Source organism: Methylopila sp. 73B (assembly GCF_000526315.1).
In the GTDB taxonomy this organism is placed as follows: domain Bacteria; phylum Pseudomonadota; class Alphaproteobacteria; order Rhizobiales; family Methylopilaceae; genus Methylopila.
In genome coordinates, this window is sequence record NZ_JAFV01000001.1 from 1566666 (window position 1) to 1591664 (window position 24999).

A 24999-nucleotide genomic window follows, 5' to 3' on the forward strand; every position below is an offset into this window, starting at 1 on the left:
CCCGCAAAGGCGGGCATGACGGGGCGGATCTCCCTGACACCGGAGATTTGACATGGACCGCGAGCGTCTCGTCGTCGTCGGCGCCGGCATGGCGTCCCTCCGGCTCCTCGAGGAGCTGAAGGCCGCCTGCCCCGGCCGCTACGCCGTCACCGTGCTCGGCGCGGAGCCGGAGCCGGCCTACAACCGCGTGCTGCTGTCATCCCTGCTCGCCGGCGAGGCGAGCGACGAGGACCTCGCGTTCAAGGACCGCGCTTGGTACGCGGCGAACGGCTACCGCCTGCTGACCGGCGCAGCCGTGCAGGCGGTGGACGCCGCCGCCCGCCGGGTGACGCTGAAGGACGGCCGGGCCTTCGCCTACGACCGGCTGGTGCTCGCCACCGGCTCCGAAGCGATCCGGCTGCCGCTGCCGGGCTCGCATCTCTCGCAGGTTCTGGTGTTCCGCGACCGCTGCGACGCCATGCGCCTGAAGGAGCTGGGCGTTCCCGGCGCCCGCGCCGTGGTGATCGGCGGCGGCCTGCTGGGGCTCGAGGCGGCCTATGGCCTCGTGAAGCTCGGCTGCGCCGTCACGGTGGTGCATCTCATGGACAAGCTGATGGAGCGCCAGCTCGACGCCAAGGGCGCGGCCACGCTGCGCCGGGCGCTGGAGGCCAAGGGCGTGGCCTTCGCGCTGGGCGCCCAGAGCAAGGCGATCGTGGGCGACACCCACGTGGAGGGGCTGGAGCTGGGCTCCGGCGAGATTCTGCCCGCCGACATGATCGTCATGGCCTGCGGCGTGCGGCCGAACGCTGCGCTCGGGCGCGCGGCGGGGCTCGCCGCGAACCGCGGTCTGCTAGTCGACGACGCGATGCGCACCTCGGACCCGCGGGTGTTCGCGCTGGGCGAATGCGCCGAGCACCGCGGCGTGGTCTACGGCCTCGTGGCGCCGGCCTACGAGCAAGCGAAGACGCTGGCGCGCGCGCTCGCCGGCGACGCGGCGGCCTATGGCGGCACGCTGCTCTCCACCAACCTCAAGGTCTCGGGCGTCGCGGTGTTCTCCGCCGGCGCGATCGAGGCGGAGGACGGCGAGGAGACCATCGTGCTCTCCGATGCGGCGCAGGGCTGCTACCGCAAGCTGATCGTCCGCGACGACCGCCTGAAGGGCGCGATCCTCGTGGGCGAGGCCTCCGACGCCCTCTGGTACCTCGACCTGATCGCGAGCGGCGTCCCGCTCGGGCCATTGCGCGACGACCTCGCCTTCGGGCGCGGCTTCGCGCTGGCGGCGTGAGGGCGGCGGCGATGGGCGATCAAAAGATAAAGCGCAGGCCTTCACCTCTCCCCGGCGGGGAGAGGTCGATCGGCGAAGCCGAGCGGGTGAGGGGTATCTGGGCTCTCCGGATCGCGCGACGCCCCCTCACCCGGCGCTGCGCGCCGACCTCTCCCCGCCGGGGAGAGGTGAAGAAAGATGCGTCGGCTTCAGGTGTGAGCTTATGAGCGAAGATTTCTCCCCCGACCAGAAGCGCTACCTCGAGGGCTTCGTCTCCGGCGTCCAGGCGATCCGCGGCTCGCGGGGCGCTCCGGGATTCGGCGGCGGCGTGCCCTTCGGCGGTCCTGGCGCCCTGCCGGCCGCCGAGGCCGAGCCGACCGGCCCCGACGCGATCCACCTCAAGGCCATGGCCGCGCAGGAGAAGGCGGGCAAGAAGCTGGTCCCGCAGGAGAAGGCGAAGCGCGAGGAGCACCCGTTCGACGCCTACGCGCGGCTCAAGGACCTCGCCGAGAAGAACCAGTTCGCGAAGGCGCTCGACGACTTCCGCATCCGCTTCCACGGCCTGTTCTACGTCGGCCCGACGCAGGACGCGTATATGTGCCGGCTCAGGATCCACAACGGGATCCTGAAGGCCTGGCAGTTCCGCGGGGTCGCCGACCTGTCCGAGCAGTACGCCGGCGGGTTCACCCATGTGACGACCCGCGCCAACCTGCAGGCGCGCGAGATCAGCGCGGCCAACGGCATCCCCTACATCGAGGGTCTCGTCGACATCGGCCTGACCTCCAAGGGCTCCGGCGCCGACAACATCCGCAACGTCACCGGCACGCCGACCGCGGGCGTCGATCCGCAGGAGTTGGTCGACACGCGCCCCTACGCCAAGGAGTGGCACCACCACATCCTCAATGATCGCGCGCTCTACGGCCTGCCGCGCAAGTTCAACGTGGCCTTCGACGGCGCCGGCCGGATCGCCGCGCTGGAGGACACCAACGACATCGGCTTCCAGGCGGTCGAGGTGCTGGAGGGCGCGGGCGTCGCGCCCGGCGTCTGGTGGCGGCTCGCGCTCGGCGGCATCACCGGCCACAAGGACTTCGCCCGCGACACCGGCGTGATCGTGCCGCTCGACAAGGCGATCAAGGTGGCGGACGCGATCGTCCGCGTGTTCATCGCGTCCGGCGACCGCTCCGACCGCAACAAGGCGCGGCTCAAATACGTGCTCGACGCCTGGGGCTTCGAGAAATTCCTGGCCGAGGTGGAGAAGGTCCAAGGCTGGGCCTTCACCCGCGTCTCGCCCGAGCAAGTCGCCCCCCGCCCCGAGAGCGACCGTCTCGCCCACATCGGCGTGCACCCGCAGAAGCAGCCCGGCCTCAACTGGGTCGGCGTGGTGCTGCCGCTGGGCAAGATGACCTGCGCCCAGATGCGCTCCCTCGCCGACATCTCCGAGCGCTACGGCGACGGCGACGTGCGCCTCACCGTCTGGCAGAACCTGCTACTCTCCGGCGTCCGCGACGCCGACATCGCGGCGGTGGAGCAGGCGATCGCCGGCATCGGGCTCGCCACCTCCGCGTCGAACGTCCGCGCCGGCCTCGTGGCTTGCACCGGCAGCCGCGGCTGCAAGTTCGCCGCCTCCGACACCAAGGGCTTCGCCGACCAGATCGCGAACCACGTCGACGACATCGGCCTCGCGGTGGACACCCCCGTCAACATCCATGTCACCGGCTGCCACAACTCATGCGCGCAGCACTACATCGGCGACATCGGCCTGATCGGCGCCAAGGTGCCGATTAACGACGAGGACACGGTGGAGGGTTTTCACCTCCACGTCGGCGGCGGCTTCGGGACCGACGCCGCGATCGGCCGCGAGCTGGTGCGCGACGTGAAGGGCGAGGACTGCCCGGCCGTCGTGGAGAAGATGCTGCGCGGCTACCTCGCCGCCCGCGACGGCGCCGAGACCTTCGCCGCCTTCACGCGCCGCCATGAGATCGGCGCGCTCAAGACCCTCTTCGAGCTGGAGGGCGCGTGATGGTCCGACGTCGAGCGCAACGCCTCTTCACCTCTCCCCTGTGGGGAGAGGTCGGCGCGGAGCGCCGGGTGAGGGGGACGTCCCATGTCCGGCGAACGCAAAGCCCCCTCACCCGCTCGGCTTCGCCTCGCGACCTCTCCCCACAGGGGAGAGGTGAAGGCCGCGCCCGATCCGACCGCCTTCGTTTTTTCACCGCTTGTTCGTGCGGAGCCTCGTCATGACCGCGCAGACCCTGGTCCTTCCTCCCCTCGTCCCCGAAAACGCGCCGTTCAGCACGGAGCAGCGCGCCTGGCTGAACGGGTTTTTCGCAGGCCTCCTCTCCATGGACGGCGGCATGCAGGCGCTGTCGCGCGACGCCGCCACCGCCCTGCTCGGCTCGCCCCTGCCGGGCGAAGGCGCCTCCGCGCCGGCTGAGGAGGACGACGGCGCGCCCTGGCACGACGCCTCGCTCCCGATCGACGAACGCATGGAGATGGCCGCCGGCAAGCCGGTGAAGCGGCGCATGTTCGCGGCCATGGCGCAGCAGGACTGCGGCCAGTGCGGCTATCTCTGCGAGAGCTACTCCGCCGCGATCGCGACGGGGGAGGAGAAGAAGCTGAACCTCTGCGTGCCGGGCGGCAAGGAAACGACCCGCATGCTGAAGAAGCTTTTCGCGGAGCTCGACGGCGGCGACGCGGCGCCCGCCAAGCCTGCCGCGGTGCCAGCCCCTGCGGCCCCGGCCTCGGCCGAACCCGGCCGCTCGCGCGAGACCCCGGTCGAGGCAGCGTTCTTGTCGAAGCGCGCGGTGAGCGGCGAAGGCTCCGACAAGGAGACGAACCACGTCGAGATCGACCTCTCCGCCTCCGGCCTGACCTACGAGCCGGGCGACTCGTTCGGCCTGTTCGCGACCAACGCGCCGGAACTGTGCGCTGCGGTGGCCGCCCGCCTCGGCGTGGCGGAAGACGTCGAGGTCTCCCACGACGGCCACACGCTGCCGCTGAAGACCTGGCTCGCCGAGCGGGTGGCGCTGGGCGCCGCGCCGGACGCGCTGTTCGAGCTGCTGGGCGCCTATGTGGAGAGCTCCGACGACAAGCAGACGCTGGCCAAGCTCGCCGAGGGCGAGGACCCCGACGGCGACCTCGCGACCCTCGACGTGCTGGCGGCGCTGGAGAAGTTTCCGGCCGCGACGCCGCCGATCGCCGAACTGCTCGGCGCGCTCGACCCGCTGCAGCCGCGGCTCTACTCGATCTCGTCGGCGCTCTCGGCCGATCCGGCCAAGGTGAGCCTCACCGTCGCCGCCGTGCGCTACCGCATCGGCGACCGCACACGGCTTGGCCTCGCTTCGACCTACCTCGCCGACCGCGTGGCGCCGGGCGACAGACTGAAGGTCTATGTCCAGAAGGCGCACGGCTTCGCGCTGCCGAAGGACGGCGCGGTCCCGATCGTCATGGTCGGACCCGGCACGGGCGTCGCGCCCTTCCGGTCCTTCCTGCGCGAGCGCAAGGCGACCAACGCCGCCGGCGGCGCCTGGCTGTTCTACGGCCACCAGCACGAGGCCACCGACTACTACTACCGCGACGAGATCGCCGACCTGCAGGCCGCCGGCGCGCTGACGAAGCTGTCGCTCGCGTGGTCCCGCGACGGCGCGGAGAAGGTCTACGTCCAGGACCGCATGCGCGAGTCCGGCGCCGAGCTGTGGAGCTGGCTGGAGAGCGGCGCGCACTTCTACGTCTGCGGCGACGCCAAGCGCATGGCGGCGGACGTCGAGAAGGCGCTGGTCGAGGTGGTCGCGGCCCATGGGGCGAAGAGCGCCGACGAGGCCAAGGCCTTCGTCGCGGGCCTGAAAAAGGCCGGCCGCTACCAGGCGGACGTCTACTGATGGGCGCGGCGGGCGCAGGAGCGGGCGAACGCGCTGGCCGTCATCCCGGCCGAAGCGGCGCAGCCGCGCAGAGCCGGGACCGTCGTCAGAACATGATGCCGTTTACGGAGAACGATCCCGGCTCTGCGCTGCGCTTCGGCCGGGATGACACTGGTGTCGCTCTTCGCGTCGTACGCCCATGAACATGCGCCCCTCCGACCTGCCCAAGGCCCCCACCCGCACCACCTGTCCCTACTGCGGCGTGGGCTGCGGGGTGCTGGCGCAGCCGGACCAACTGGGCGGCGCGACCATCGCCGGCGACACGGAGCACCCGTCGAACTTCGGGCGGCTGTGCTCCAAAGGCTCGGCGCTCGGCGAAACCTTGTCGCTCGACGGACGGCTGCTGCATCCGGAGATCGGAGGTCGGCGCGCCAGCTGGGACGCGGCGCTCGACGCCACGGCGGAGGGCTTCCGCCGCACGCTCGCGACGCACGGGCCGGAGGCGGTCGCGATCTATCTCTCGGGCCAGCTGCTGACCGAGGACTATTACGCCGCGAACAAGCTGTTCAAAGGCTTCCTCGGCTCGGCCAACGTCGACACCAACTCGCGGCTCTGCATGTCGTCGTCGGTCGCGGGCCACAAGAGGGCCTTCGGCGCCGACACGGTGCCCGGGACCTACCGCGACCTCGAGACCGCGGACCTGCTGGTGTTCGTCGGCTCCAACGCCGCCTGGTGCCACCCCGTGCTTTACCAGCGCATGCTGGCCGCGAAGGCGGCGCGGGGAACGAAGATCGTGGTGATCGACCCGCGCGGGACCGCGACGGCGGAGGAGGCCGACCTCCATCTGCCGCTCGCCGGGGGCTCGGACACGGCGCTGTTCTGCGGCCTGCTGGTCCATCTCGCCGACGGCGGCCGCCTCGACCAGGCCTACGTCGCCGCCCACACGCAAGGCTTCGACGCGGCCCTCGCCCGCGCCCGCGAGATCGCGCCGACGATCTCGGCCACTTCGGCCGCCTGCGGGCTTCCGCCCGCAGACGTCGCCGCCTTCTTTGACCTGTTCGCGACCACCGAGCGCGTGGTCACGCTCTACAGCCAGGGCGTCAACCAGGCGGCGCAGGGGACCGACAAAGTCGGCGCCATCATCAACTGCCACCTCGCCACGGGCCGCATCGGCCGCGAAGGCATGGGGCCGTTCTCGCTCACCGGCCAACCCAACGCGATGGGCGGGCGCGAAGTCGGCGGGCTCGCCAACCAGCTCGCCGCCCACATGGGCTTCGAGCCCGCCTCGATCGACAGGGTCCGCCGCTTCTGGGACGCGCCGCGCATGGCGCAGGCGGAGGGGCTGAAGGCCGTCGACATGTTCGACGCGGTCGGCCGCGGCGAGATCAAGGCGCTGTGGGTGATGGGCACCAATCCCGCCGTCTCCATGCCGCGGGCCGACGCCGTGCGCAATGCGCTGAAGCGGCTCGATCATTTCGTCGTCTCCGAGAACGTCGCCTCCAACGACACGCTGGGCGCGGGCGCCCACATCCGCCTGCCCGCCCTCGCCTGGGGCGAGAAGGACGGCACGGTCACGAACTCCGAGCGCCGCATCTCGCGCCAGCGGCCCTTCCTCGCGCCGCCGGGCCAGACGCGGCCGGACTGGTGGGCGGTGGCGCAGGTGGCGCAGCGCCTCGGCTTCGGCGAGGCCTTCGGCTGGCGCACGCCGGGCGAGGTGTTCCGCGAGCACGCCGCGCTCTCCGCCTTCGAGAACGGCGGCGCGCGCGACTTCGACATCGGCGCCTTGGCCGACCTCGACACCCGCGACTATGACCAGCTCAAGCCGATCCAGTGGCCGGCCCGCCGCGGCATGGCGCGCACCGAGACCCGCTTTTTCGCCAGGGGCGGCTTCTACACGGCGAACGGCCGGGCGAACTTGGTGGAGGTCGCGCCGCTCGCGCCGGCGGCCTGGCCCGACGATCGTTTCCCTTTCCGGCTCAACACCGGTCGCATCCGCGACCAGTGGCACACGATGACGCGCACCGGCAAAAGCCAGCGGCTGTCCAGCCATCTGGTCGAGCCGTTCCTCGAGATCCACCCGGGCGACGCGGCGGCCGAGGGCCTTAAGGACGGCGGCTTCGCCCGCGTGACGACCGCCCATGGCGACGTGGTGCTGCGCGTGCGCATGGAGCCGGGCCAGCGCCGGGGGGCGCTGTTCGCGCCGATCCACTGGAACGACGAGACCTCGTCCCACGGCCGCGTGGGCGCGCTGGTGCACGCCGTCGTCGATCCCTTCTCAGGCCAGCCCGACGCCAAGGCCACGCGGGCCGCGGTCGCGCCCGTGCGCTTCGCCCGCCAGGGCTTCGCGCTGACGCAAGGCGCGCTCGGCGCGCTCGACCCCGCCACCTGGTGGGCCAAGGCGACCGTGCCGCAGGGGCTCGGCCTGCTGTTCGCCACCGACCATGCCGTGACGCTGTCCGAGATCTTTCCGGATCTCGAGCCGGGCGACGAGATCGTGGACTATGTCGACGCCGGCCGCGGCGTGGCGCGCTCGGCCGTGTTCCGCGACGGCGCGCTGGTCGCCTGCCTGTTCGTCGCCGCCGATCGACAGGAGAACGCCTGGAGCTTCCTGCGCGCGAAGCTCGGCGAGCGCCTGTCCGAGGGCCAGGTGCGCAGCCTCCTGCTCGCCGGCCGCGCCAGCGACGGCGCCGCGTGCGGTCCGCTGGTCTGCGCCTGCCATGGCGTGCCGAAGGGCGTCATCGAAACCGCGATCCGCGCCGGCGCGCCGGACGCCGCGGCGGTGGGCGCGGCGACCAAGGCCGGCACCAACTGCGGCTCCTGCCTGCCGGAGATCCGGCGCATGCTGGTTGAGGCGCGGGCGCTCGTGACGGCGTGAGGGACGTGACGCATCGAGGCCGAGTGCATGCTTCGAGACGCCCGCTAAGGCGGGCTCCTCAGCATGAGGAGTTCTGAGCTTTCGATCTGGAAGACTTGAGTTTTCTCGACCTCCTCATGGCTCGAGGAGCGCCGGAGGCGCGTCTCGAAGCACGCACGGGATCGTCGCTGCGATCAAGCGCTCGGCTCACCCCGCCCAAACCTGCGCGCCACCCAGACTCCCGGCCCCGCGACCAGCCCATAAGCCGCGAACCCCGCGAGGCCGATCAGCGCCGCTGGCGCGAGGTCCGGCATCTGCGGGACCAGCCCCTTCACGGCGCCGGCGGGCGCCAGCGCGAACCAGATGGCGGCGGCCGCAGCCGCGGTCGCGGTCGCCAGCGCCGCGAGGTTCAGCGCAAGCCGGCGGTCCAGCTCGAACCGCCCACGATTCCTGAGCAGCAGCACCAGGAGGCCGAGGTTCACCCAGGCTCCGACGGAGGTGGCGAAGGCGAGCCCCGCGTGCGCGTAAGGCCCGATCAGCACGAGCTTGAGCCCGAGGTTGACCAGCGTCGCGACTGCCAATGCCTTCACCGGCGTCGTGGTGTCGCCGGAGGCGTGGAAGGCGGGCGTGACGCAGCGGAGCGCGACGATGGCCGGCAGGCCTACCGCGTAGGCCTCGAGCGCGGCGGCGGAGCCCGCCACCGCCTTCAGGTCGAAGGCGCCGCGGCCGAACAGCGCCGCCACCACCGGAGCGGCGGCCACCGCGAACAGCGCGACGAAGGGCAGCGTCATCAGCAGCGCGCCTTCGAGCGCGCGGTTCAGCCGGTCGCGCGCGCCGGGCACGTCGTTGCGCGCGAGGCGCCGCGACAGCTCCGGCAGCAGCACCGTGCCGATCGCGATGCCGACCACCGCCAGCGGCAGCTGGTAGAGCCGATCGGCGTAGTAGAGGTAGGACACCGAGCCCGTCGGCAGGAACGAGGCAAGGATCGTGTCCGCAAACATCGCGATCTGGACGCCCGCAGAGCCGAGCACAGCAGGACCAAAGCCTTTGAGGAAGGTTTTCACATGGGCCGTGAAGGCGGGAACGCGAAGCTTCAGCCAAAGGCCGGAGCGCCTCAGGTCCGCCAACACCAGCGCGAGCTGCGCGAAGCCCGAGATCAGCACGCCCCAGGCCAATGCGTGGGCGACGGTGGGGAACAGCCCCGAGGCCATCAGCGCGGCGATCATGCAGATGTTGAGCAGGATGGGCGTGGCCGCGGCGGCGGCGAAGCGGTCGTGCGCGTTCAACACGCCGGAGACCAGCGTCATCATCGAGATCAGCAGCAGGTAGGGAAAGGTGATCCGGGTGAGCGACGCGGTCAGCCCCAGCTGGCCGGGGTCCTCGGCGAAGCCGGGCGCAAGCGCCGCGACGACGTATGGCGCGAAGACGATGGCGAGCGCCAGCAGGCCGAGGTGGACCACCACCGTGATCGACAGCACGTCCTCGGCGAAGGCGCGGGCCGCGCCCTCCCCGTCCTGCGTCAGCGCGCGGGCGTAGCGCGGCACGAAGGCGGCGTTGAACGCGCCTTCCGCGAAGATCGCGCGGAAGTGGTTGGGCAGCCGGAACGCGATCATGAAGGCGTCGGCGAGCGGGCCGGCGCCCAGGAGCGCCGCCATCATCACGTCGCGGACGAAACCGAAAAGGCGCGAGGCGAGCGTCAGTCCGCCGACGGAGGCCGCCTTACGCCACATGAATCATCGTCTCCGCCGCGCCGTTGGCGGCGGACGATACAGGGGCGCGGGGGGCGGGGTAAGTGCGCGCCGACGCTTACGCCGCGCGGGCGACGCCCGGCGCCCCTTCCGCCGGAAACACCGCAAAGCGCTCGAACGCCAGGCCCACCTCCTCGCCCTCAGTGAAGACGGCTTCCGGCGGCAGCCGCACCTCGATCCGCGACCGGCGAACGCCGACCTCGACGTCGGCGCGGCGGAACGCGCCCAGCCGCCGCAGCGCGGCGATGCGGCCGAGGGCGACCCCCTCGCCCGGCGCAACGAAGGTCACGTCCTGCGGGCGCACGTGCAGCCGCGCGGGACCGTCCGGCGCGTCGACGGGCCCGAGCGGGAGCGCCCTGCCGTCGAGCGCCGCCTGGCCGCCGCGCACCTGGATCGGCAACGAACTCGAGTCGCCGATGAAGGCGTAGACGAACGGCGTCGCCGGCTCGTCGTAGATCGCGTCGGGCGTGCCAACCTGCTGCAGGTCGCCCTTGTGCAGAATGGCGACCCGGTCGGCGAGCTCCAGCGCCTCTTCCTGGTCGTGCGTGACGAACACGGTGGTGTGGCCAGTCTCGTTGTGGATCTCGCGCAGCCAGCGGCGCAGCTCCTTGCGGACCTGAGCGTCGAGCGCGCCGAAGGGCTCGTCCAGCAGCAGCACCTGCGGCTCGATCGCGAGCGCGCGGGCGAGCGCCACGCGCTGGCGCTGTCCGCCGGAGAGCTGCGCCGGGTAGCGGTTCTCGAGGCCCTTGAGTTGCACGAGGTCGAGCAGCTCCAGCACCTTCTTGCGGATGTCGGCTTCCGCGGGCCGGCGCGCCCGGCCGCGCACGCGCAGGCCGAAGGCGATGTTGTCGAACACCTTCATGTGCCGGAACAGCGCGTAATGCTGGAACACGAAGCCGACGTTGCGCTCCTGCACTGGCTTGGCCAGCGCATCCTCGTCCCCGAACAGGATCCGGCCGGAGTCTGGGATCTCGAGGCCGGCGATCGCCCGCAGCAGCGTGGTCTTGCCGGAGCCCGAGGGCCCGAGCAGCGCCACGAGCTCGCCGGAGCGGATGTCGAGGCTGACGCCGTTCAACGCGGGGAAGGAGCCGTATTCCTTGCGGACGTCGCGGATCTTGAGGTCCATGGGTCTTCTCAGTCCGTTGTCAGTGGCGGCGGCCGGAGGCGAGCTGGTCGGCGTAGCGCCATTCCAAAGCGCTCTTCACCACCAGCGTCACCAAGCCGAGCCCCGCGAGCAGCGAGGCGACGGCGAAGGCGGCGACGAAGTTGTAGTCGTTGTAGAGGATCTCGACCTGCAGCGGCACCGTGTTGGTCTGGCCGCGCAGGTGCCCGGAGACGACCGAGACGGCGCCGAACTCGCCCATCGCGCGGGCGTTGCAGAGCAGCACGCCGTAGAGCAGCGCCCAGCGCACGTTCGGCAGCGTGACCGACCAGAAGGTGCGCCAACCGCCGGCGCCGAGCGACAGCGCCGCCTCCTCCTCGCTGACGCCCTGCTCCTGCATCAGCGGGATCAGCTCGCGCGCGACGAAGGGGAAGGTCACGAAGATGGTGGCGAGCACCAGGCCGGGCACCGCGAAGATGATCTGGACGCCGACGCTCTGCAGGTAGTGGCCGAAATAGCCCTGCGCGCCGAACAGCAGCACATAGCACATGCCCGACACGACCGGAGAGACCGAGAACGGCAGGTCGATCAGCGTCACCAGCAGGCTCTTGCCGCGGAACTCGTGCTTCGCCACCGCCCAGGAGGCGGCGAGGCCGAAGACCACGTTGAGCGGGACGGCGATCGCCGCGACGCCGATCGTCAGCCACACCGCCGACCAGGTGTCGGGATCGTCGAAGGACGCGAAGTAGGCGTCGACGCCGTTCCGGAAGGCCTCGGCGAACACCGCGACCAGCGGCAGCACCAGGAACAGCGCCAGAAACGCTAGCGCGACCACGATCAGCGCCACGCGGACGGCGACCGGCTCGGTGGTGGGGCTGGCGCCGGCGGCGACCGGATGGGCGGGGAGCGTCAGGCGTGGATCAGCGGGCATGGCCGAGCCTCCGTCGTGACCAGGCCTCGATCAGGTTCACCACCAGCAGGATCACGAAGGACATCGCCAGCATGATCGTCGCGATGGCCGTCGCGCCGGCGTAGTCGAAGCTTTCCAGCTTGGTGATGATCAGCAGGGGCGCGATCTCCGAGACGTTCGGGATGTTGCCGGCGATGAAGATGATGGAGCCGTATTCGCCGACCGCGCGCGCGAAGGCGAGCGCGAAGCCCGTGAGCAGCGCAGGTATGAGCGTCGGAAACACCACCCGGAACACCGTGGTCAGGCGTCCCGCGCCGAGGGTGGCGGACGCCTCCTCCAACTCGCGGTCGACGTCCGCCAGCACCGGCTGAACGGTGCGCACCACGAAGGGCAGGCCGATGAAGGTCATGGCGACGAAGATGCCGAGCGGGGTGTAGGCGACCTTGAACGGCAGCAGCGACCCGACCCAGCCGTTCGGCGCGTAAATCGCGGCGAGCGCGATGCCGGCGACCGCGGTCGGCAGCGCGAAGGGCAGGTCCACCGCGGCGTCCACCAGGCGTCGGCCGGGGAAATCGTAACGGGTCAGCACCCAGGCCAGCAGCAGCCCGAACACGGCGTTCGTCGCCGCCGCGGCGAGCGAGATTCCAAAGCTGATCTTCAGCGCGTTCAGCGTCTGGGTCTGCGACAGGATCGTCAGCAGCCTGGTCGGGCCGAGCGAGGCCGCCCAGGCCACCACCGCGCCCAGCGGTATGAGTATCAGCAACGACATGTAGAGGACGGTGAAACCGAGCGCGAGCCCGAAGCCCGGCACGGCGCTTGGCGTCCTGAAAGGCGTGGCGCTCATGCGGGCTTTCAGTCGAGAGGGCGGAGCGCCGGGCGCGGCCGGCGCCGCGTAGGTCGCGTCGAGGCTGGACGTCACTCTAGGGCTCGATCGTCTCTGAGGGAACGGCGGACAAGCCTGCGGCCGGACGTCGACGTCCGGCCGCAGATCGAAAGGATCATGAGAGAGGATGCGAGGGCGGGTTCAGTTCGGCTTGTAGATCTGGTCGAAGGCGCCGCCGTCGCCGAAGTGCTCGGACTGCGCCTTGCCCCAGCCGCCGAAGTCCTTGTCGATCGTCACCAGCTTCAGCTTCTGGAAGCGGTCGACGTCCGCCTTCTCGGCGAGGTCCGGCGACACCGGGCGATAGAAGTTCTTCGCCGCGATGGTCTGGCCTTCCTTGGCGTAGAGCAGCTTGAGGTAGGCCTCGGCCGCCTTTCGGGTTCCGCTCTTGTCGACGTTCGCGTCCACGATGGCGACCGGCGGCTCGGCCAGGATCGAGATCGACGGGAACACGATGTCGAACTTGTCCTCGCCGAACTCCTTCAGCGAGAGATAGGCTTCGTTCTCCCAGGCGAGCAGCACGTCGCCGAGGCCGCGCTGGGCGAAGGTGGTGGTCGAGCCGCGGGCGCCCGTGTCGAGCACGGGGACGCGCTTGAAGAGCTCCGCCACGAAAGCCTTGGCTTTGGCCTCGTCCCCGCCGTTCGCCTCGCGTCCGTAGGCCCAGGCGGCGAGGTAGTTCCAGCGGGCGCCGCCCGAGGTCTTGGGGTTCGGCGTGATGACCTGGACGTCCGGCTTCACCAGATCGTTCCAGTCCTTGATCCCCTTCGGGTTGCCCTTGCGGACCAGGAAGACGATCGTCGAGGTGTAGGGCGAGGAGTTGTTCGGCAGGCGCTTCTGCCAATCGGCCGGCAGCTTGCCCGTGGCCTTCGCGATGGCGTCGATGTCGGCGGCGAGCGCGAGCGTCACGACGTCCGCGTTCAGCCCGTCGATCACCGACCGCGCCTGCTTGCCGGAGCCGCCATGGCTGACCTGAACCCGAATGTCCTCGCCGGTCTCGGCCTTCCAGCTCTTCGCGAAGGCCGCGTTGAACTCCTTGTAGAGCTCCCGCGTCGGGTCATACGAGACGTTGGTGAGGGTCGTCTGGGCGAAGGCGCACGGCGCGGTCGCGGCCAGAGGGACGGCCAGAGCGAGGGCGGTCAGGGCGCGGGTGAAAGTGCGACGGTGCATCTGCGTCAGGCCTCCGGAAGCGATGCGCTCATTCCACTTTTCCAACCGGCAATGTCAATACATAAAATCACTAGCTTTGTAGAATTAAGGACCGAAGCCACCGATCCGTGCTGTGGCGACGGGGGCCGCATGGGGAGACGACCTTCAGATGAGCGCCGCCGACGACGCTGACGAACTGGCGGGCGACGCCGACGCGCTGTTCCTCGTGTCCTGCGCCCGCCCCTGGCTGGCGGCGCGCTTTGTTCGGCCGCAGCGCATGCTGAGCTGGGCGCTGGCGCGGCCGGGCTTTCAGACCGCGAGCGAGGTCGCCTGGCTCGAGGTCGAGGACGACGACCTGCCCGTGACCGTTGATCCCGCCGCCCTGCTGGCCTCCCGCATGCGGGAGGCGGGGTTTTGCGACGCCGTCGGGATGATGACCTCCCGTGACGTGCGCCGGCGGTGCGTCGCCGGGGCTGCGTCCGGCGGAGCGAGCGCGGGCTGCCTCGCGACCGTCGGCCTCGGCAACGCCGCCCGTGTCGGCGCGCCCTCCCCGCGTCCGCGCGATGCCTGGGGCACGGTCAATCTGCTCGTCGCATGCTCCGTCCCATTGACCGACGCCGCACTGGTGGAGGCGCTGTCGATCGCGGTCGAGGCCCGCACCGCGGCGATCATGGCGAGCGGCCGCGCCGTCGACGGCGGCGCCGCCACGGGCACCGGCACGGATTGCGTCGTCGTCGCGGCGCCGCTCGGCGGGCCGGCCGCCAGCTTCGCGGGGCTGCATACAGACGTGGGCGTCGCGATCGGGGGCGCCGTCTATGAATCCGTGAAGAGCGGTGCCTGCGACTGGATGGCTCATACGAAAGCACACAAGAGCGCAGGTGAAGAACGCCTGTGAGGCGCCACCCTTCGTAAGAATTATTATGTGAGGCTTATTATAATGTTGTTTTCCAACATCAGCTCTTCGAATAGTTCCCGATTCTAACCCGCTGCACTTGTCCTCCCCCGAATCTCCGGCCTTAAACTGCCGCAGTTTGGCCATGTTCGGCCACAGACGCTGGGGACGGGACACCTCAATGAAATTCACAATAAGAAGAACGGCGCTGGTGGGCGCCTCGCTCGCGGCCCTGGCGGCCGCCTGCGCGCCGGCGACTGCGCAAAATGCGACCGCGCTGGAGGAGATCGACGTGATCGGCACGACGCCCCTCGGCGGCGACGGCCTCGATCGTGACAAGGTGCCGGCGAACGTCATCAGCGTGGGGGGTGATCAGCTCCGAACGTCCGGCTCCGCGACTGTGCAGGAAGGGCTCTTCCAGAACGCTCCGAGCGTGAACATTTCGGACGTCACCGGCAATCCGTTCAACAAGGAAATCTTCTTCCGCGGCTTCCAGTCGTCGCAGCAGAACGGAGCGCCGCAGGGCCTGGCCGTCTACCAGAACGGCGTCCGCGTCAACGAAGCCTTCGGCGACACGGTGAACTACGAGTTCATTCCGACCGTCGCGATCGAACGCCTCGACATCTGGACCAACAATCCCGTGTTCGGCTTGAACGCGCTCGGCGGCGCGCTAAGCTTCCAGACCAAGAGCGGCTTCACCTTCCAAGGCGTCGAACTTGAGAGCCAGATGGGCTCGTTCGGCCGCTACGAAGGCAGCGCCCAGTGGGGCACGCAGGTCGGCAACTGGGCCGGCTACCTCGCGATCGAAGGCGCGCGCGACGACGGCTGGCGCGACTTCTCGGCGTCTCATGTGAAGCGCGTGTTCGGCGACGTCGGCTACAAGACCGACACCTCCGAGATCCACCTCAACTTCACCTACGCTGACTCGAAGCTTGGCGTGGTTGGCCCGACGCCGTTCGAGCTGCTCGAGCAGCGTCGCCGCAACGTCTACACCGGCGATCAAATTAACGAAAATGAAATGGGCATGCTGAACTTGCAGGGCAAGTTCCAGGTGACCGACACGTGGTCGCTGCAGGCGAACGCTTATTACCGGCGTTACCGCTCCGACCGCGTCGACGGCAACGACACCGACGTTCGCCCATGCCCGGACGATCCCACGTTGCTCTGCTTGGAAGCCGACGATTTCGGCGCGGAGGAAGGCGATGATCGGCTGCTGGTCCGTGATCCAGTCACGGGCCGTCCGATCGCCAACACCTTCTACCCCCAGGATGGAGAATACGGCCCCGGCACGACGCCTGGCTCGATCGAGCGCTCGCACATCCGCACCACCTCGGCGGGCGGCACTCTCCAGGCGACGAACGAGTCCGAGTTCTTCGGCCGCAAAAACCACTTCGTCGTCGGCGCCGCTTACGACTTCGGCAAGACCGACTTCCGCGGGGAGAGCGAGCTGTGCATTATCCCCGAAGATCTGCAGTGCATCGGGACCGGACAGAAGTACCACACCCTGATCCCCGGCGGCATCATTCCCGTCGATCTTGAAGCGAAGAACCACTATCTCGGCCTCTACGCCACCAACACGCTCGACCTGACCGACAAACTGTCGGCCACGATCGGCGCGCGCTGGAACTACGCGCGGCTGATCCTGAACGACAAGGGCACGATCGTGCCGTTGAACGAGGAGGGCCTTCCCGCTGGTCCGAACCTCGACGGCAAGCACAGCTTCGACCGCTTCAATCCGATGGCGGGCCTGACCTACAAGATCGCCCCGAACGTCACCGGCTTCGTTTCCTATTCTGAATCGAACCGCGCCCCGACGGCGCTCGAACTCGGCTGTTCGAACCCCGACATTCCTTGCCCGCTTGAATCCACGCTGGTCTCCGATCCCCCGCTGGATCAGGTTGTGACCCGCACCGGCGAACTTGGCTTCCGCGGCAGCTTCGACAGCTTCCTCGGCGGCGCGCTCAACTGGAGCGCAAGCATCTACCGGGCGAACAACTCGAATGACATTTTAAACGTTCCGAGCGAGATCACGGGCCGCGGCTACTTCCTGAACGCCGGCGACACGCGGCGCCAGGGTCTCGAACTCTCCGCGCAGTACATGGCCGAGAAGTGGGCGGTCTACGCCAATTACTCCTACATCGACGCCACGTTCCGCAAATCGCTCCGTCTCGCTTCGCCCAACAATCCGGCGTCCGAAGGCTACGGCGAGGATGATGACGACGACGATATCGTCGCAGCCGCCGACGATGACGACAACGCCGGCACGATCCACGTGCGCAAGGGCGATCGCCTGACCGGCATCCCGGATCACCAGTTCAAGTTCGGCGCCGCCTACCGCGTCACGCCGGCCTGGACGGTGGGCGGCGACGCCCAGGTTATGAGCGCCCAGTACTACCTCGGCGACGAGTCCAACCAGAACAAGAAGCTGCCGGGTTACGCGATCTTCAACGTCAACACCTCCTATCAGGTGACCGAGCAACTCCGGCTGTTCGGCGGCGTGAAGAACCTCTTCAACAAGAAATACTCCAACAACGCGACCTTCTTCGAAACCGACGACATCGGCTTCCTCGGCCTGGAAGATCCGCGCTCGATCACCCCGGCTCGTCCGCTGCAGGTCTATGTCGGCCTGAACATGAAGTTCGGCGCCAAGGCCGACCCGGTGCTCGTCACCAAATACTAAGCCTGCGCCTCCAGCCTTCCGCCGGAGCGCGACATGACGAAAAGGCCCGCGACGTCGCCGTCGCGGGCCTTTTTCGTTCCGTCCGCTGGCGTAGGCGCGCCGTTCCGGACGGCGAAGCCGACGGCTCAGGCTCCGGGCAGAGCCCCGCCCGGCGCCGGCGCCAGCGCGTCGACGTCGTCCTTGAGCTTCACGCCGGTCAGCTTGAGCCGGGTCGCCTCGCGGACCAGCCACACGAGCTTGTCGGCCGCGAGGGCGTAGGACAGGCCGCCCTTGCCATGGATGTTCGAGATGCAGTTGCGCTCGCTGTCGCGCCGGCCGCGGCGGGGCTCGTAGGTGAGATAGACGCCGAGGCTCTCCGCGACCGACAGGCCAGGCCGCTCGCCGATCAGCACCGCGACCAGCGCCGCTCCGAGGCGCTCGCCGACGTCGTCCCCGAGCGCCACGCGCGCCTGGCTCGCCAGCACCACCGGCGCGATCTTGAAGCCCTTGAGCCGCTCGGCGCAAGCATGCACCAAGGGCGCGGCGTGCATCTGCACAGCCGTGGCCGAAAGCCCGTCCGCGACGACGAACACGACGTCCGCGCCCTTGCCCGCGGCCTCGAGGTCCGGGCTTGGTTCGTCGTCCAGCCGGCGGCCGAGGTCAGGCCGACGAAGGTAGGTCGGCCGGTCCGGCGCGGAGCTTTTCACACGCAGCGTCGAGAGCGGCTGAAGCGCGGCTTCGACGGCGTCGAGGTCGAGGGGCGTGTGGACCGCGTCCCGCGCCGTGGCGTGCGCCGCCTGGAACTCCAGCACCGCCTTGAGCGGCATGGCGTCGCCGCTGCGCCCGAGGCCGATGCGGGCGTTGGTCGAGGCGCGGAGCGCGCTCCAGGGGTCGGCGGGGCGAGCGACGTCGTCCATGGGCGGGTTTTCCTTCGGACCTTCGGTCACGCGACGAGCGAGGCCTGCGCGAGCATGTGCGAGATCCGCGGGTCCTTGAGCTCGAGCTCGCGGATGCGGCCGTCGGGCGCCACCATGCCCATGCGCTCCAGCCATGCCTCGAACTCGGGCGCGGCCTTCACGCCGAGCGTCGAGCGCAGATAGAGCACGTCGTGGAACGACAGGCTCTGGTAGTTCAGCATCACGTCGTCGGCGCCCGGCACACAGATGAGAAAGGTGCAGCCCGCTGTCGTCAGCAGCGTCATCAGGCCATCCATGTCGTCCTGGTCGGCCTCGGCGTGGTTGGTGTAGCAGACGTCGCAGCCCATCGGCAGGCCGAGCAGCTTGCCGCAGAAGTGGTCCTCGAGGCCGGCGCGGATGATCTGCTTGCCGTCGTAGAGGTACTCCGGCCCGATGAAGCCGACGACGGTGTTCACGATCATCGGCTTAAAGGCGCGCGCGACGGCGTAGGCGCGCGTCTCCATGGTCTGCTGGTCGACGCCGTGGTGGGCGTCGGCGGACAGCGCCGCGCCCTGCCCCGTCTCGAAATACATCACGTTCTGGCCGACGGTTCCGCGCCTCAGCGCCAGCGCGGCGTCATAGGCCTCCTTGAGGACGGCGAGATCGACGCCGAAGCCGCGGTTCGCGGCCTCGGAGCCCGCGACGGACTGGAACACGAGGTCCACCGGCGCCCGCCGGTTCATGATCTCGATGGCGTTGGTGACGTGGGTGAGCACGCAGGTCTGCGCGGGGATGTCGTACTGCTGACGGAGCCCGTCGAGCATCTCCATCAGCGCGATCGCGTTCGGCACGTTGTCGGTCGCCGGGTTGATGCCGATCACGGCGTCGCCCACGCCGTAGAGCAGGCCGTCGAGCACGGAGACCGCGACCCCGCGCAGGTCGTCAGTCGGGTGGTTCGGCTGCAGGCGGGTTCCGAGCCGGCCGGGAAGCCCCAGCGTGGTGCGGAAGGCGGTGATCACCCCGCACTTCCGCGCGACCGCGATGAGGTCCTGATTGCGCATGAGCTTGGAGACGGCCGCCACCATCTCGGGCGTCAGGCCGGGCGCGAGCTTCGACAGCGCGTCCGAGTCCGCCTCGTGGGACAGCAGCCAGTCGCGGAACCCGCCGACGGTGAGATGGGACACGACCGCAAAGGCTTCGGCGTCGTGGCCGTCGACGATCAGGCGCGTCACCTCGTCGTCCTCGTAGGGCACCAGCGCTTCGCTGAGAAAGGTGTCCAGCGGCAGGTCGGCGAGAACGATCCGCGCCGCGACGCGCTCGGCGTCGGTGTCCGCGGCGAGCCCCGCGAGTTCGTCGCCGGACCGGCGCGGCGAGGCCGCCGCCATCAGCCGCTTCAGATCGGAGAACGCATAGCGTTGTCCGCCCAGATCGCACCGCAGGATCATCCCGCTCTCCTTCCCACATCGCGCCGATCGCGCTGCGGCGATCCCTCCGCAAGCGAGAAACGGACCATCTCGTCCACGCCATCCGACCGCAGCAAAATGACGGCGGCAGCGTCTGGCTCGTTTCAAGGCATGACGCTTTCCGCGGCACACGGCGAGCGAGATTAGCGCATCGCCCGGGAAAATTCCGCTCCGCGGCGACGCCGGCGCCGCTTCGGCGCGGACCATCCCGTGGGCTTCGGTCTCATCCTGGGGCGTGCTGCGACGCGACGCCGCTTTGCGCCTTCCGTTTCGCAGGCGCCGTAGCGCTACCGATTGCCGTGTCCGGTCCTTCGTGCTCCATTGCGCCGCATCATGGCTGAAGCGGCTCCTTTTGGAGCGGTTTTGCCGACCACGGAGATCTTCGCGCGCATGTTCCCGACGCCCAAGCCTTTCCTCAAGCCCAACACGTATGAGTTTGAATCGTCGCCGATGGTGAAGGCGACCGGCTTCCGGGAATACGACGCGCGCTGGCTGTTTCCCGACGAGATCAACCTCATGGGGGTGCAGGCGCTGGGGATGGGGCTCGGCACGCTGATCCACGAACTCGGCATCCGGCCGGAGATCGTCGTCGGCCACGACTTCCGCAGCTACTCCGCCTCGATCAAGATCGCGCTCGCCAACGGCCTCATGGCCGCGGGGATCAAGGTCCGGGACATCGGGCTCGCGCTTTCGCCGATGGCCTATTTCGCGCAGTTCGAGCTGGACTGCCCCTGCGTGGCGATGGTCACGGCCTCGCACAACGACAACGGCTGGACCGGCGTGAAGATGGGCGTGCAGCGCCCGATGACCTTCGGCCCCGAAGAGATGACGCGGCTCAAGGAGATCGTGCTCGCGGCGGCGTTCAAACTGCCGGGCGGCGGCGCCTACGCCTTCGAGGAGAACTTCCCCGCGCGCTACCTCGCCAAGCTGCTGGATCGTCCGAAGATCACCCGCAAGCTCAAGGTCGTCGCGGCCTGCGGCAACGGCACCGCCGGCGCCTTCGCCCCCGAAGCGCTGGAGCGGCTCGGCTGCGAGGTGATCCCGCTCGACGCCGAGCTCGACCACACTTTCCCGAAGTACAACCCGAACCCCGAAGACATGCAGATGCTGCATGCGATCCGCGACGCGGTGCTGGAGCACGGCGCGGACGTCGGCCTCGGCTTCGACGGCGACGGCGACCGCTGCGGCGTGGTGGACAACGAGGGCGACGAGATCTTCGCGGACAAGGTCGGCGTCATGCTCGCGCGCGACCTCTCCGCCATCCACCCCAACGCCCAGTTCGTGGTCGACGTGAAATCGACCGGCCTGTTCATGACCGACCCGGTCCTGATCGCCCAAGGCGCGAAGACCGACTACTGGAAGACCGGCCACTCCTACATCAAACGCCGCGTGAACGAGCTCAACGCGCTCGTCGGCTTCGAGAAATCTGGCCACTACTTCTTCAACAAGCCGATCGGCTACGGTTACGACGACGGGCTGATCTCCGCGCTCGCGATCTGCGACATGCTCGACCGCAACCCCGACAAGTCGATGGCGGACCTCAACCGCGCGCTGCCCAAGACCTGGGGCTCGCCGACCATGTCGCCGCACTGCGCCGACGACGTGAAGTACGACGTCGTGGCCGAGACCACCGCGACCTTCGAGCGGATGAAGGCCGAAGGCGAGCCCGTCGGCGGCCAGAAGATCGTCGATCTCGTCACCGTGAACGGCGTTCGTATCACGGCCGAGGACGGCACATGGGGCCTCGTCCGCGCCTCGTCGAACAAGCCCGAACTTGTCGTCGTGATCGAAAGCCCGGTGTCGGAAGCGCGGCTCCATGAGATGTTCAAGGCGGTCGACGGCATTCTCCGACGGCGCCCGGAGGTGGGCGCGTACAACCAGACGATCTGAGCGGAAAGCCTTCTATTTTCCGCCGGCGGTCCCCCGCGCCGGCGGGTTTTGGCGCAACGACAGGTTGTGATCTGAAACCGGGCAATTGACAAAGCGGCCTCAGATCGCGCTATTTTGCACCTGCAAAGTCAATTTTGTTGCAGCGCACACATTGGCCGTCAGGCCGACGCCTGATGGCCGACCGGTCTGTCGGCTTTAGATTCAGCGGGGAGTCCAAGACGATGAGTGGCGACGTAAGACGTACGGCGGGGCCGTCCAAGGTCACGCCGGTGATCCTGTCCGGCGGCACGGGCACACGGCTGTGGCCACTGTCGCGCGAAGCCTATCCGAAGCAGCTCCTCGCCCTCGCGGGCGATCGCACGATGCTCCAGGACACCGCAAGCCGCGTCAGCGACCCCAAGCTGTTCACGAAGCCTATGGTTGTGGCCAACCATGAGCATCGCTTCATCATCGCCGAACAGATGCGAGCCCTTGGCCTCGACGACACCACGATCGTCCTCGAGCCGTTCGGCCGCAACACGGCGCCGGCCGCCGCGGTCGCCGCGCTGGTCGCCGTCGCGAGCGACCCCAACGCCATCCTTCTGTTGATGCCCGCCGACCATGTCGTGCGCGACCCCGCGGCCTTCCGCGCCGCCGTCGAACGCGGCCTCGTCGCGGCGCACGAGGGCCGGCTGGTGCTGTTCGGTCTCAGGCCGACCGAGCCTGCGACGGGATTCGGCTACATCGAACAGGGCGACGTCCACGCGACCGCCCCCGGCAGCTACTCCGTCAAGCGCTTCGTGGAGAAGCCGGACCGGGCGACCGCGGAGGGCTACCTCGGCGCCGGAACCTACCTGTGGAACAGCGGCATCTTCCTGCTGCCGGCGCAGGCGCTGATCGACGAGTTCCAGAAGCTCGATCCCAGCGTGCTTGCGGCGGCGAGACGCTCGCTCGACAGCGCCGGGCGCGACCTCGACTTCGTCCGCCTGGGCGAGGAGGCCTTCCGCGACGCCCCGTCGATCTCGATTGACTACGCCGTCATGGAGAAGACGGACCGCGCCGTCGTGGTGCCCGCCGACTTCGCCTGGACCGACGCCGGCAGCTGGTCGTCGCTGTGGGACATCGGCGCCAAGGACCGCAGCGGCAACGTGGTCGCGGGCGAAACCGTCATCGAGGACGCCAAGGGCTGCTACATCCGCGGCGAGGGCCAGCTGGTGGCGGCGCTCGGCGTGGAGAACCTCGTGATCGTGGCGACGCCCGACGTCGTGATGGTCACGACCAAAGACCGCGACCAGGACGTCAAGACGCTGGTCAACCAGGTTCGCGCCGCGGGCCACGCCTCCGCCACCGAAACCCTGCGGAACCATCGGCCGTGGGGCTTCTTCCAATCGATCCACACCGGCGACCGCTTCCAGGTCAAGCGCATCACCGTCAAGCCCGGCGCGAAGCTCTCGTTACAGAAGCACTTCCACCGCGCCGAGCACTGGGTCGTGGTGAACGGCACCGCTCTGGTGACCCGCGACGGGGAACAGGTGCTCCTGCGCGAAAACGAGTCCGTTTTCCTGCCGCTCGGCTGCGTCCACCGGCTCGAGAACCCCGGAAAGGTGCCGCTGAACCTGATCGAGGTTCAGTCCGGCTCCTATCTCGGCGAGGACGACATCGTTCGCTACGAGGACATGTACGCGCGGGTGAAGGACGCGGCCGACACGCCGCTCTGACCCCGCGGCCGGCCATCCCGACCCGGAGCGACAGCGTCGGCTTCAAGGGTATCGGTCGCCCTGCGGCGGCCGTCCAGGCTTGACGGAACATGCATTCCGGGCCGACGATCGACGACCTTTGCCATGCGTGCGGCGGTCGTTTAAGCTGCCGGCTCATTCCCCCAATTTCAATCGCTGATTGACGACCTTTTTAAATACATCTCTGTCTGTGTAATAACGGGTTGAAGCTTGAACATCATCTTCGATATCACGCGGCTGTTGCGGCGGTCGTCGGCGTTTACGCCGACCGGGATCGACCGCGTCGAGTTGGCCTATGCGCGGCACCTGCGCGAGCACTACCCTGACGAGGCGCACTTCATCGGCCGTTTGCGCTCGCGGCCATGGCGGCTCAATCCAGACGCCTGCCACAGCTTCATCGAGACCCTGACGACCCGCTGGGAGATGAGCAACGAGCTGGCCTCGCGCAGCGAGATCGGCAGGCTGGAGACCTTCCTCGAGATCCTGCCGAACGCCCTCGCGGCCGGCATGGAGGAGCCCGTCCGCCGGAGCTCGATCCCTGCGCTCGCGCCGTCGCTGCCGGTGCTGCTGTCCCCGCTCAGCCTGTGGCCCGATCGCGCCTGCCGCCGCTTCAACAAGGGCGCAGTATATCTCAACGTGTCGCACGAAGGCCTGATCGCACGGCGCGACGTGAGCCGGCTGGTCGAAGTCCGCAACCTGCTGCCGATCTATCTGGTCCACGACCTCATTCCGATCTCGCATCCGGAATACGCTCGGCCCGGCGACCGCGAGAAGCACGAGGCGCGCATGCGCACGGTGCTGAACTCGGCCGTCGCGACGCTGACGAATTCGGAGCACACCAGCCAGATGCTGTCCGAGTTCGCGACCCTGCACGGGCTCAATCTCGCGCCGACCGTGGTCAGCCCGCTCGGCGTCGAGCAGAAGTTCCACGACCCGGTGGATCTCCCGCCGATCGACACGCCGTACTTCGTGATGATCGGAACGATCGAACCGCGCAAGAACCACCTGACCATCCTGCACCTCTGGCGCCATCTCGCGGAGACGTCTCCAGTCGTGCCCAAGCTGATCGTGATCGGCCGGCGCGGGTGGGAGAACGAGAACGTCATCGACATCATGGAGCGCTGCGACGCGCTCTCGCCGCATGTGATCGAGTGCAACCGGCTGCCCGACCAGCTGCTGCGCCACCTCATGGCGAACGCGCGGGCGGTGCTCATGCCGTCCTTCGCGGAAGGCTACGGCCTGCCGCTCGCCGAAGCGCTGACGATGGGCGCGCCTGCGATCTGTTCCGACCTCTCGGTGTTTCGCGAGATCGCGCACGACGCGCCGGACTACATCAGCCCGATCGACGGCGCCGAGTGGATGCGCTCGATCGTCGATTACGCCAAGCCGGACTCGGAGCGCCGGGCCGCGCAGATCGAGCGCCTGGCGCATTTCAAGCCGCCGACCTGGGAGAAGCATTTCGCGGCGCTCGATCACCTGATCGAGCTCGTGCACAGCACCTCCCAACGCTCCGCCACCGCGATCCGCCCCGGCAAGTACCGGACGCCGTCTCCGGTCCCTGGCAGCGCCGTGGCCGCGCGTATGCGCAAGAACATCGCGGACCTGATCGCGAGCGAAGACGCCGCCTGAGGCGGCGGGACGGGCGCCCCGGCGGCGTCCCAGCCTTTCAGGCGGGGACCAACCAGGCGCCGCGTCGGCCGGAGCGTGAGCGGTTCAGATCGATCACGCCGTCAGAAACGACCGC

General features: G+C 69.1%; 16 protein-coding genes. 9 read left to right on the forward strand and 7 right to left on the reverse strand.

Annotated elements, in window-relative coordinates; genetic code table 11:
- Positions 1–52 precede the first annotated feature (52 nt).
- The 4 genes from K244_RS0107485 to K244_RS0107500 all read left to right on the forward strand — a co-directional run bounded on the left by K244_RS0107485 (position 53) and on the right by K244_RS0107500 (position 7975).
- Positions 53–1264: an FAD-dependent oxidoreductase gene (locus K244_RS0107485; RefSeq protein WP_020185633.1), complete on the forward strand. Its 1212-nt coding sequence runs from the start codon at positions 53–55 to the stop codon at positions 1262–1264.
- Positions 1265–1466: 202 nt separating this feature from the next.
- Entirely contained in the window at positions 1467–3263 is a 1797-nt protein-coding gene (locus K244_RS0107490; protein ID WP_020185634.1) for a NirA family protein, read from the forward strand.
- 217 nt (positions 3264–3480) lie between these two features.
- A complete protein-coding gene (locus tag K244_RS0107495) occupies positions 3481–5121 on the forward strand; it encodes a sulfite reductase subunit alpha (protein WP_020185635.1) in 1641 nt (546 codons plus the stop codon).
- Positions 5122–5305: 184 nt separating this feature from the next.
- Positions 5306–7975 carry a nitrate reductase gene (locus tag K244_RS0107500; protein WP_036306369.1) on the forward strand — a complete coding sequence of 890 codons (2670 nt, stop codon included), beginning with the start codon at positions 5306–5308 and terminating at the stop codon, positions 7973–7975.
- Positions 7976–8148: 173 nt separating this feature from the next.
- On the opposite strand, the gene murJ is transcribed toward K244_RS0107500, so the two are convergent.
- The 5 genes from murJ to K244_RS0107525 form a co-directional block, all read right to left on the reverse strand.
- Positions 8149–9684 carry a murein biosynthesis integral membrane protein MurJ gene (gene murJ, locus K244_RS0107505; protein ID WP_020185637.1) on the reverse strand — a complete coding sequence of 512 codons (1536 nt, stop codon included), beginning with the start codon at positions 9682–9684 and terminating at the stop codon, positions 8149–8151.
- Positions 9685–9760: 76 nt separating this feature from the next.
- Complete coding sequence (locus tag K244_RS0107510; RefSeq protein WP_020185638.1) at positions 9761–10828, reverse strand: sulfate ABC transporter ATP-binding protein; 1068 nt, start codon at positions 10826–10828, stop codon at positions 9761–9763.
- A 19-nt stretch (positions 10829–10847) separates the two neighbouring features.
- Positions 10848–11735 carry a sulfate ABC transporter permease subunit CysW gene (gene cysW / locus K244_RS0107515; RefSeq protein WP_020185639.1) on the reverse strand — a complete coding sequence of 296 codons (888 nt, stop codon included), beginning with the start codon at positions 11733–11735 and terminating at the stop codon, positions 10848–10850.
- Entirely contained in the window at positions 11725–12558 is an 834-nt protein-coding gene (cysT, locus tag K244_RS0107520) for a sulfate ABC transporter permease subunit CysT (RefSeq protein WP_036305587.1), read from the reverse strand. The genes cysW and cysT overlap by 11 nt, the downstream gene beginning before the upstream one ends.
- 180 nt (positions 12559–12738) lie before the next feature.
- Positions 12739–13761, reverse strand: coding sequence for a sulfate ABC transporter substrate-binding protein (locus tag K244_RS0107525; RefSeq protein WP_020185641.1), 1023 nt, complete (start codon positions 13759–13761; stop codon positions 12739–12741).
- Positions 13762–13909: 148 nt separating this feature from the next.
- Here K244_RS0107525 and K244_RS0107530 point away from each other — a divergent pair, with 148 nt between their 5' ends.
- Complete coding sequence (locus K244_RS0107530) at positions 13910–14635, forward strand: adenosylcobinamide amidohydrolase (protein ID WP_020185642.1); 726 nt, start codon at positions 13910–13912, stop codon at positions 14633–14635.
- A gap of 178 nt (positions 14636–14813) precedes the next feature.
- Positions 14814–17312 carry a TonB-dependent receptor gene (locus tag K244_RS0107535; RefSeq protein WP_036305590.1) on the forward strand — a complete coding sequence of 833 codons (2499 nt, stop codon included), beginning with the start codon at positions 14814–14816 and terminating at the stop codon, positions 17310–17312.
- A 125-nt stretch (positions 17313–17437) separates the two neighbouring features.
- Here K244_RS0107535 and eutC read toward each other — a convergent pair whose 3' ends face one another.
- Positions 17438–18208: an ethanolamine ammonia-lyase subunit EutC gene (gene eutC, locus K244_RS0107540; protein WP_020185644.1), complete on the reverse strand. Its 771-nt coding sequence runs from the start codon at positions 18206–18208 to the stop codon at positions 17438–17440.
- Between the two features lie 26 nt (positions 18209–18234).
- A complete protein-coding gene (locus K244_RS0107545; protein WP_020185645.1) occupies positions 18235–19632 on the reverse strand; it encodes an ethanolamine ammonia-lyase subunit EutB in 1398 nt (465 codons plus the stop codon).
- A gap of 408 nt (positions 19633–20040) precedes the next feature.
- On the opposite strand from K244_RS0107545, the gene K244_RS0107550 reads away from it, so the two are divergent.
- The 3 genes from K244_RS0107550 to K244_RS0107560 all read left to right on the forward strand — a co-directional run bounded on the left by K244_RS0107550 (position 20041) and on the right by K244_RS0107560 (position 24884).
- The gene (locus K244_RS0107550; protein WP_024816376.1) at positions 20041–21540 is read left to right on the forward strand and encodes a phosphomannomutase/phosphoglucomutase; all 1500 of its coding nucleotides are present in this window, start codon (positions 20041–20043) and stop codon (positions 21538–21540) included.
- Positions 21541–21761: 221 nt separating this feature from the next.
- Complete coding sequence (locus K244_RS0107555; protein WP_051460009.1) at positions 21762–23237, forward strand: mannose-1-phosphate guanylyltransferase/mannose-6-phosphate isomerase; 1476 nt, start codon at positions 21762–21764, stop codon at positions 23235–23237.
- Between the two features lie 228 nt (positions 23238–23465).
- On the forward strand, positions 23466–24884 hold the full coding sequence (locus K244_RS0107560; protein ID WP_020185648.1) for a glycosyltransferase family 1 protein: 1419 nt from the start codon (positions 23466–23468) through the stop codon (positions 24882–24884).
- Positions 24885–24999: the final 115 nt, after the last annotated feature.

Coding starts and splice junctions, on each gene's coding strand:
- K244_RS0107545 (WP_020185645.1), bottom strand. CDS start 19,632: ATGATCCTGCGGTGCGATCTGGGCGGACAACGCTATGCGTTCTCCGAT.
- eutC (WP_020185644.1), bottom strand. CDS start 18,208: ATGGACGACGTCGCTCGCCCCGCCGACCCCTGGAGCGCGCTCCGCGCC.
- K244_RS0107500 (WP_036306369.1), top strand. CDS start 5,306: ATGCGCCCCTCCGACCTGCCCAAGGCCCCCACCCGCACCACCTGTCCC.
- K244_RS0107535 (WP_036305590.1), top strand. CDS start 14,814: ATGAAATTCACAATAAGAAGAACGGCGCTGGTGGGCGCCTCGCTCGCG.
- K244_RS0107490 (WP_020185634.1), top strand. CDS start 1,467: ATGAGCGAAGATTTCTCCCCCGACCAGAAGCGCTACCTCGAGGGCTTC.
- K244_RS0107485 (WP_020185633.1), top strand. CDS start 53: ATGGACCGCGAGCGTCTCGTCGTCGTCGGCGCCGGCATGGCGTCCCTC.
- K244_RS0107510 (WP_020185638.1), bottom strand. CDS start 10,828: ATGGACCTCAAGATCCGCGACGTCCGCAAGGAATACGGCTCCTTCCCC.
- K244_RS0107555 (WP_051460009.1), top strand. CDS start 21,762: ATGAGTGGCGACGTAAGACGTACGGCGGGGCCGTCCAAGGTCACGCCG.
- K244_RS0107550 (WP_024816376.1), top strand. CDS start 20,041: ATGTTCCCGACGCCCAAGCCTTTCCTCAAGCCCAACACGTATGAGTTT.
- cysW (WP_020185639.1), bottom strand. CDS start 11,735: ATGCCCGCTGATCCACGCCTGACGCTCCCCGCCCATCCGGTCGCCGCC.
- K244_RS0107495 (WP_020185635.1), top strand. CDS start 3,481: ATGACCGCGCAGACCCTGGTCCTTCCTCCCCTCGTCCCCGAAAACGCG.
- K244_RS0107525 (WP_020185641.1), bottom strand. CDS start 13,761: ATGCACCGTCGCACTTTCACCCGCGCCCTGACCGCCCTCGCTCTGGCC.
- K244_RS0107530 (WP_020185642.1), top strand. CDS start 13,910: ATGAGCGCCGCCGACGACGCTGACGAACTGGCGGGCGACGCCGACGCG.
- murJ (WP_020185637.1), bottom strand. CDS start 9,684: ATGTGGCGTAAGGCGGCCTCCGTCGGCGGACTGACGCTCGCCTCGCGC.
- cysT (WP_036305587.1), bottom strand. CDS start 12,558: ATGAGCGCCACGCCTTTCAGGACGCCAAGCGCCGTGCCGGGCTTCGGG.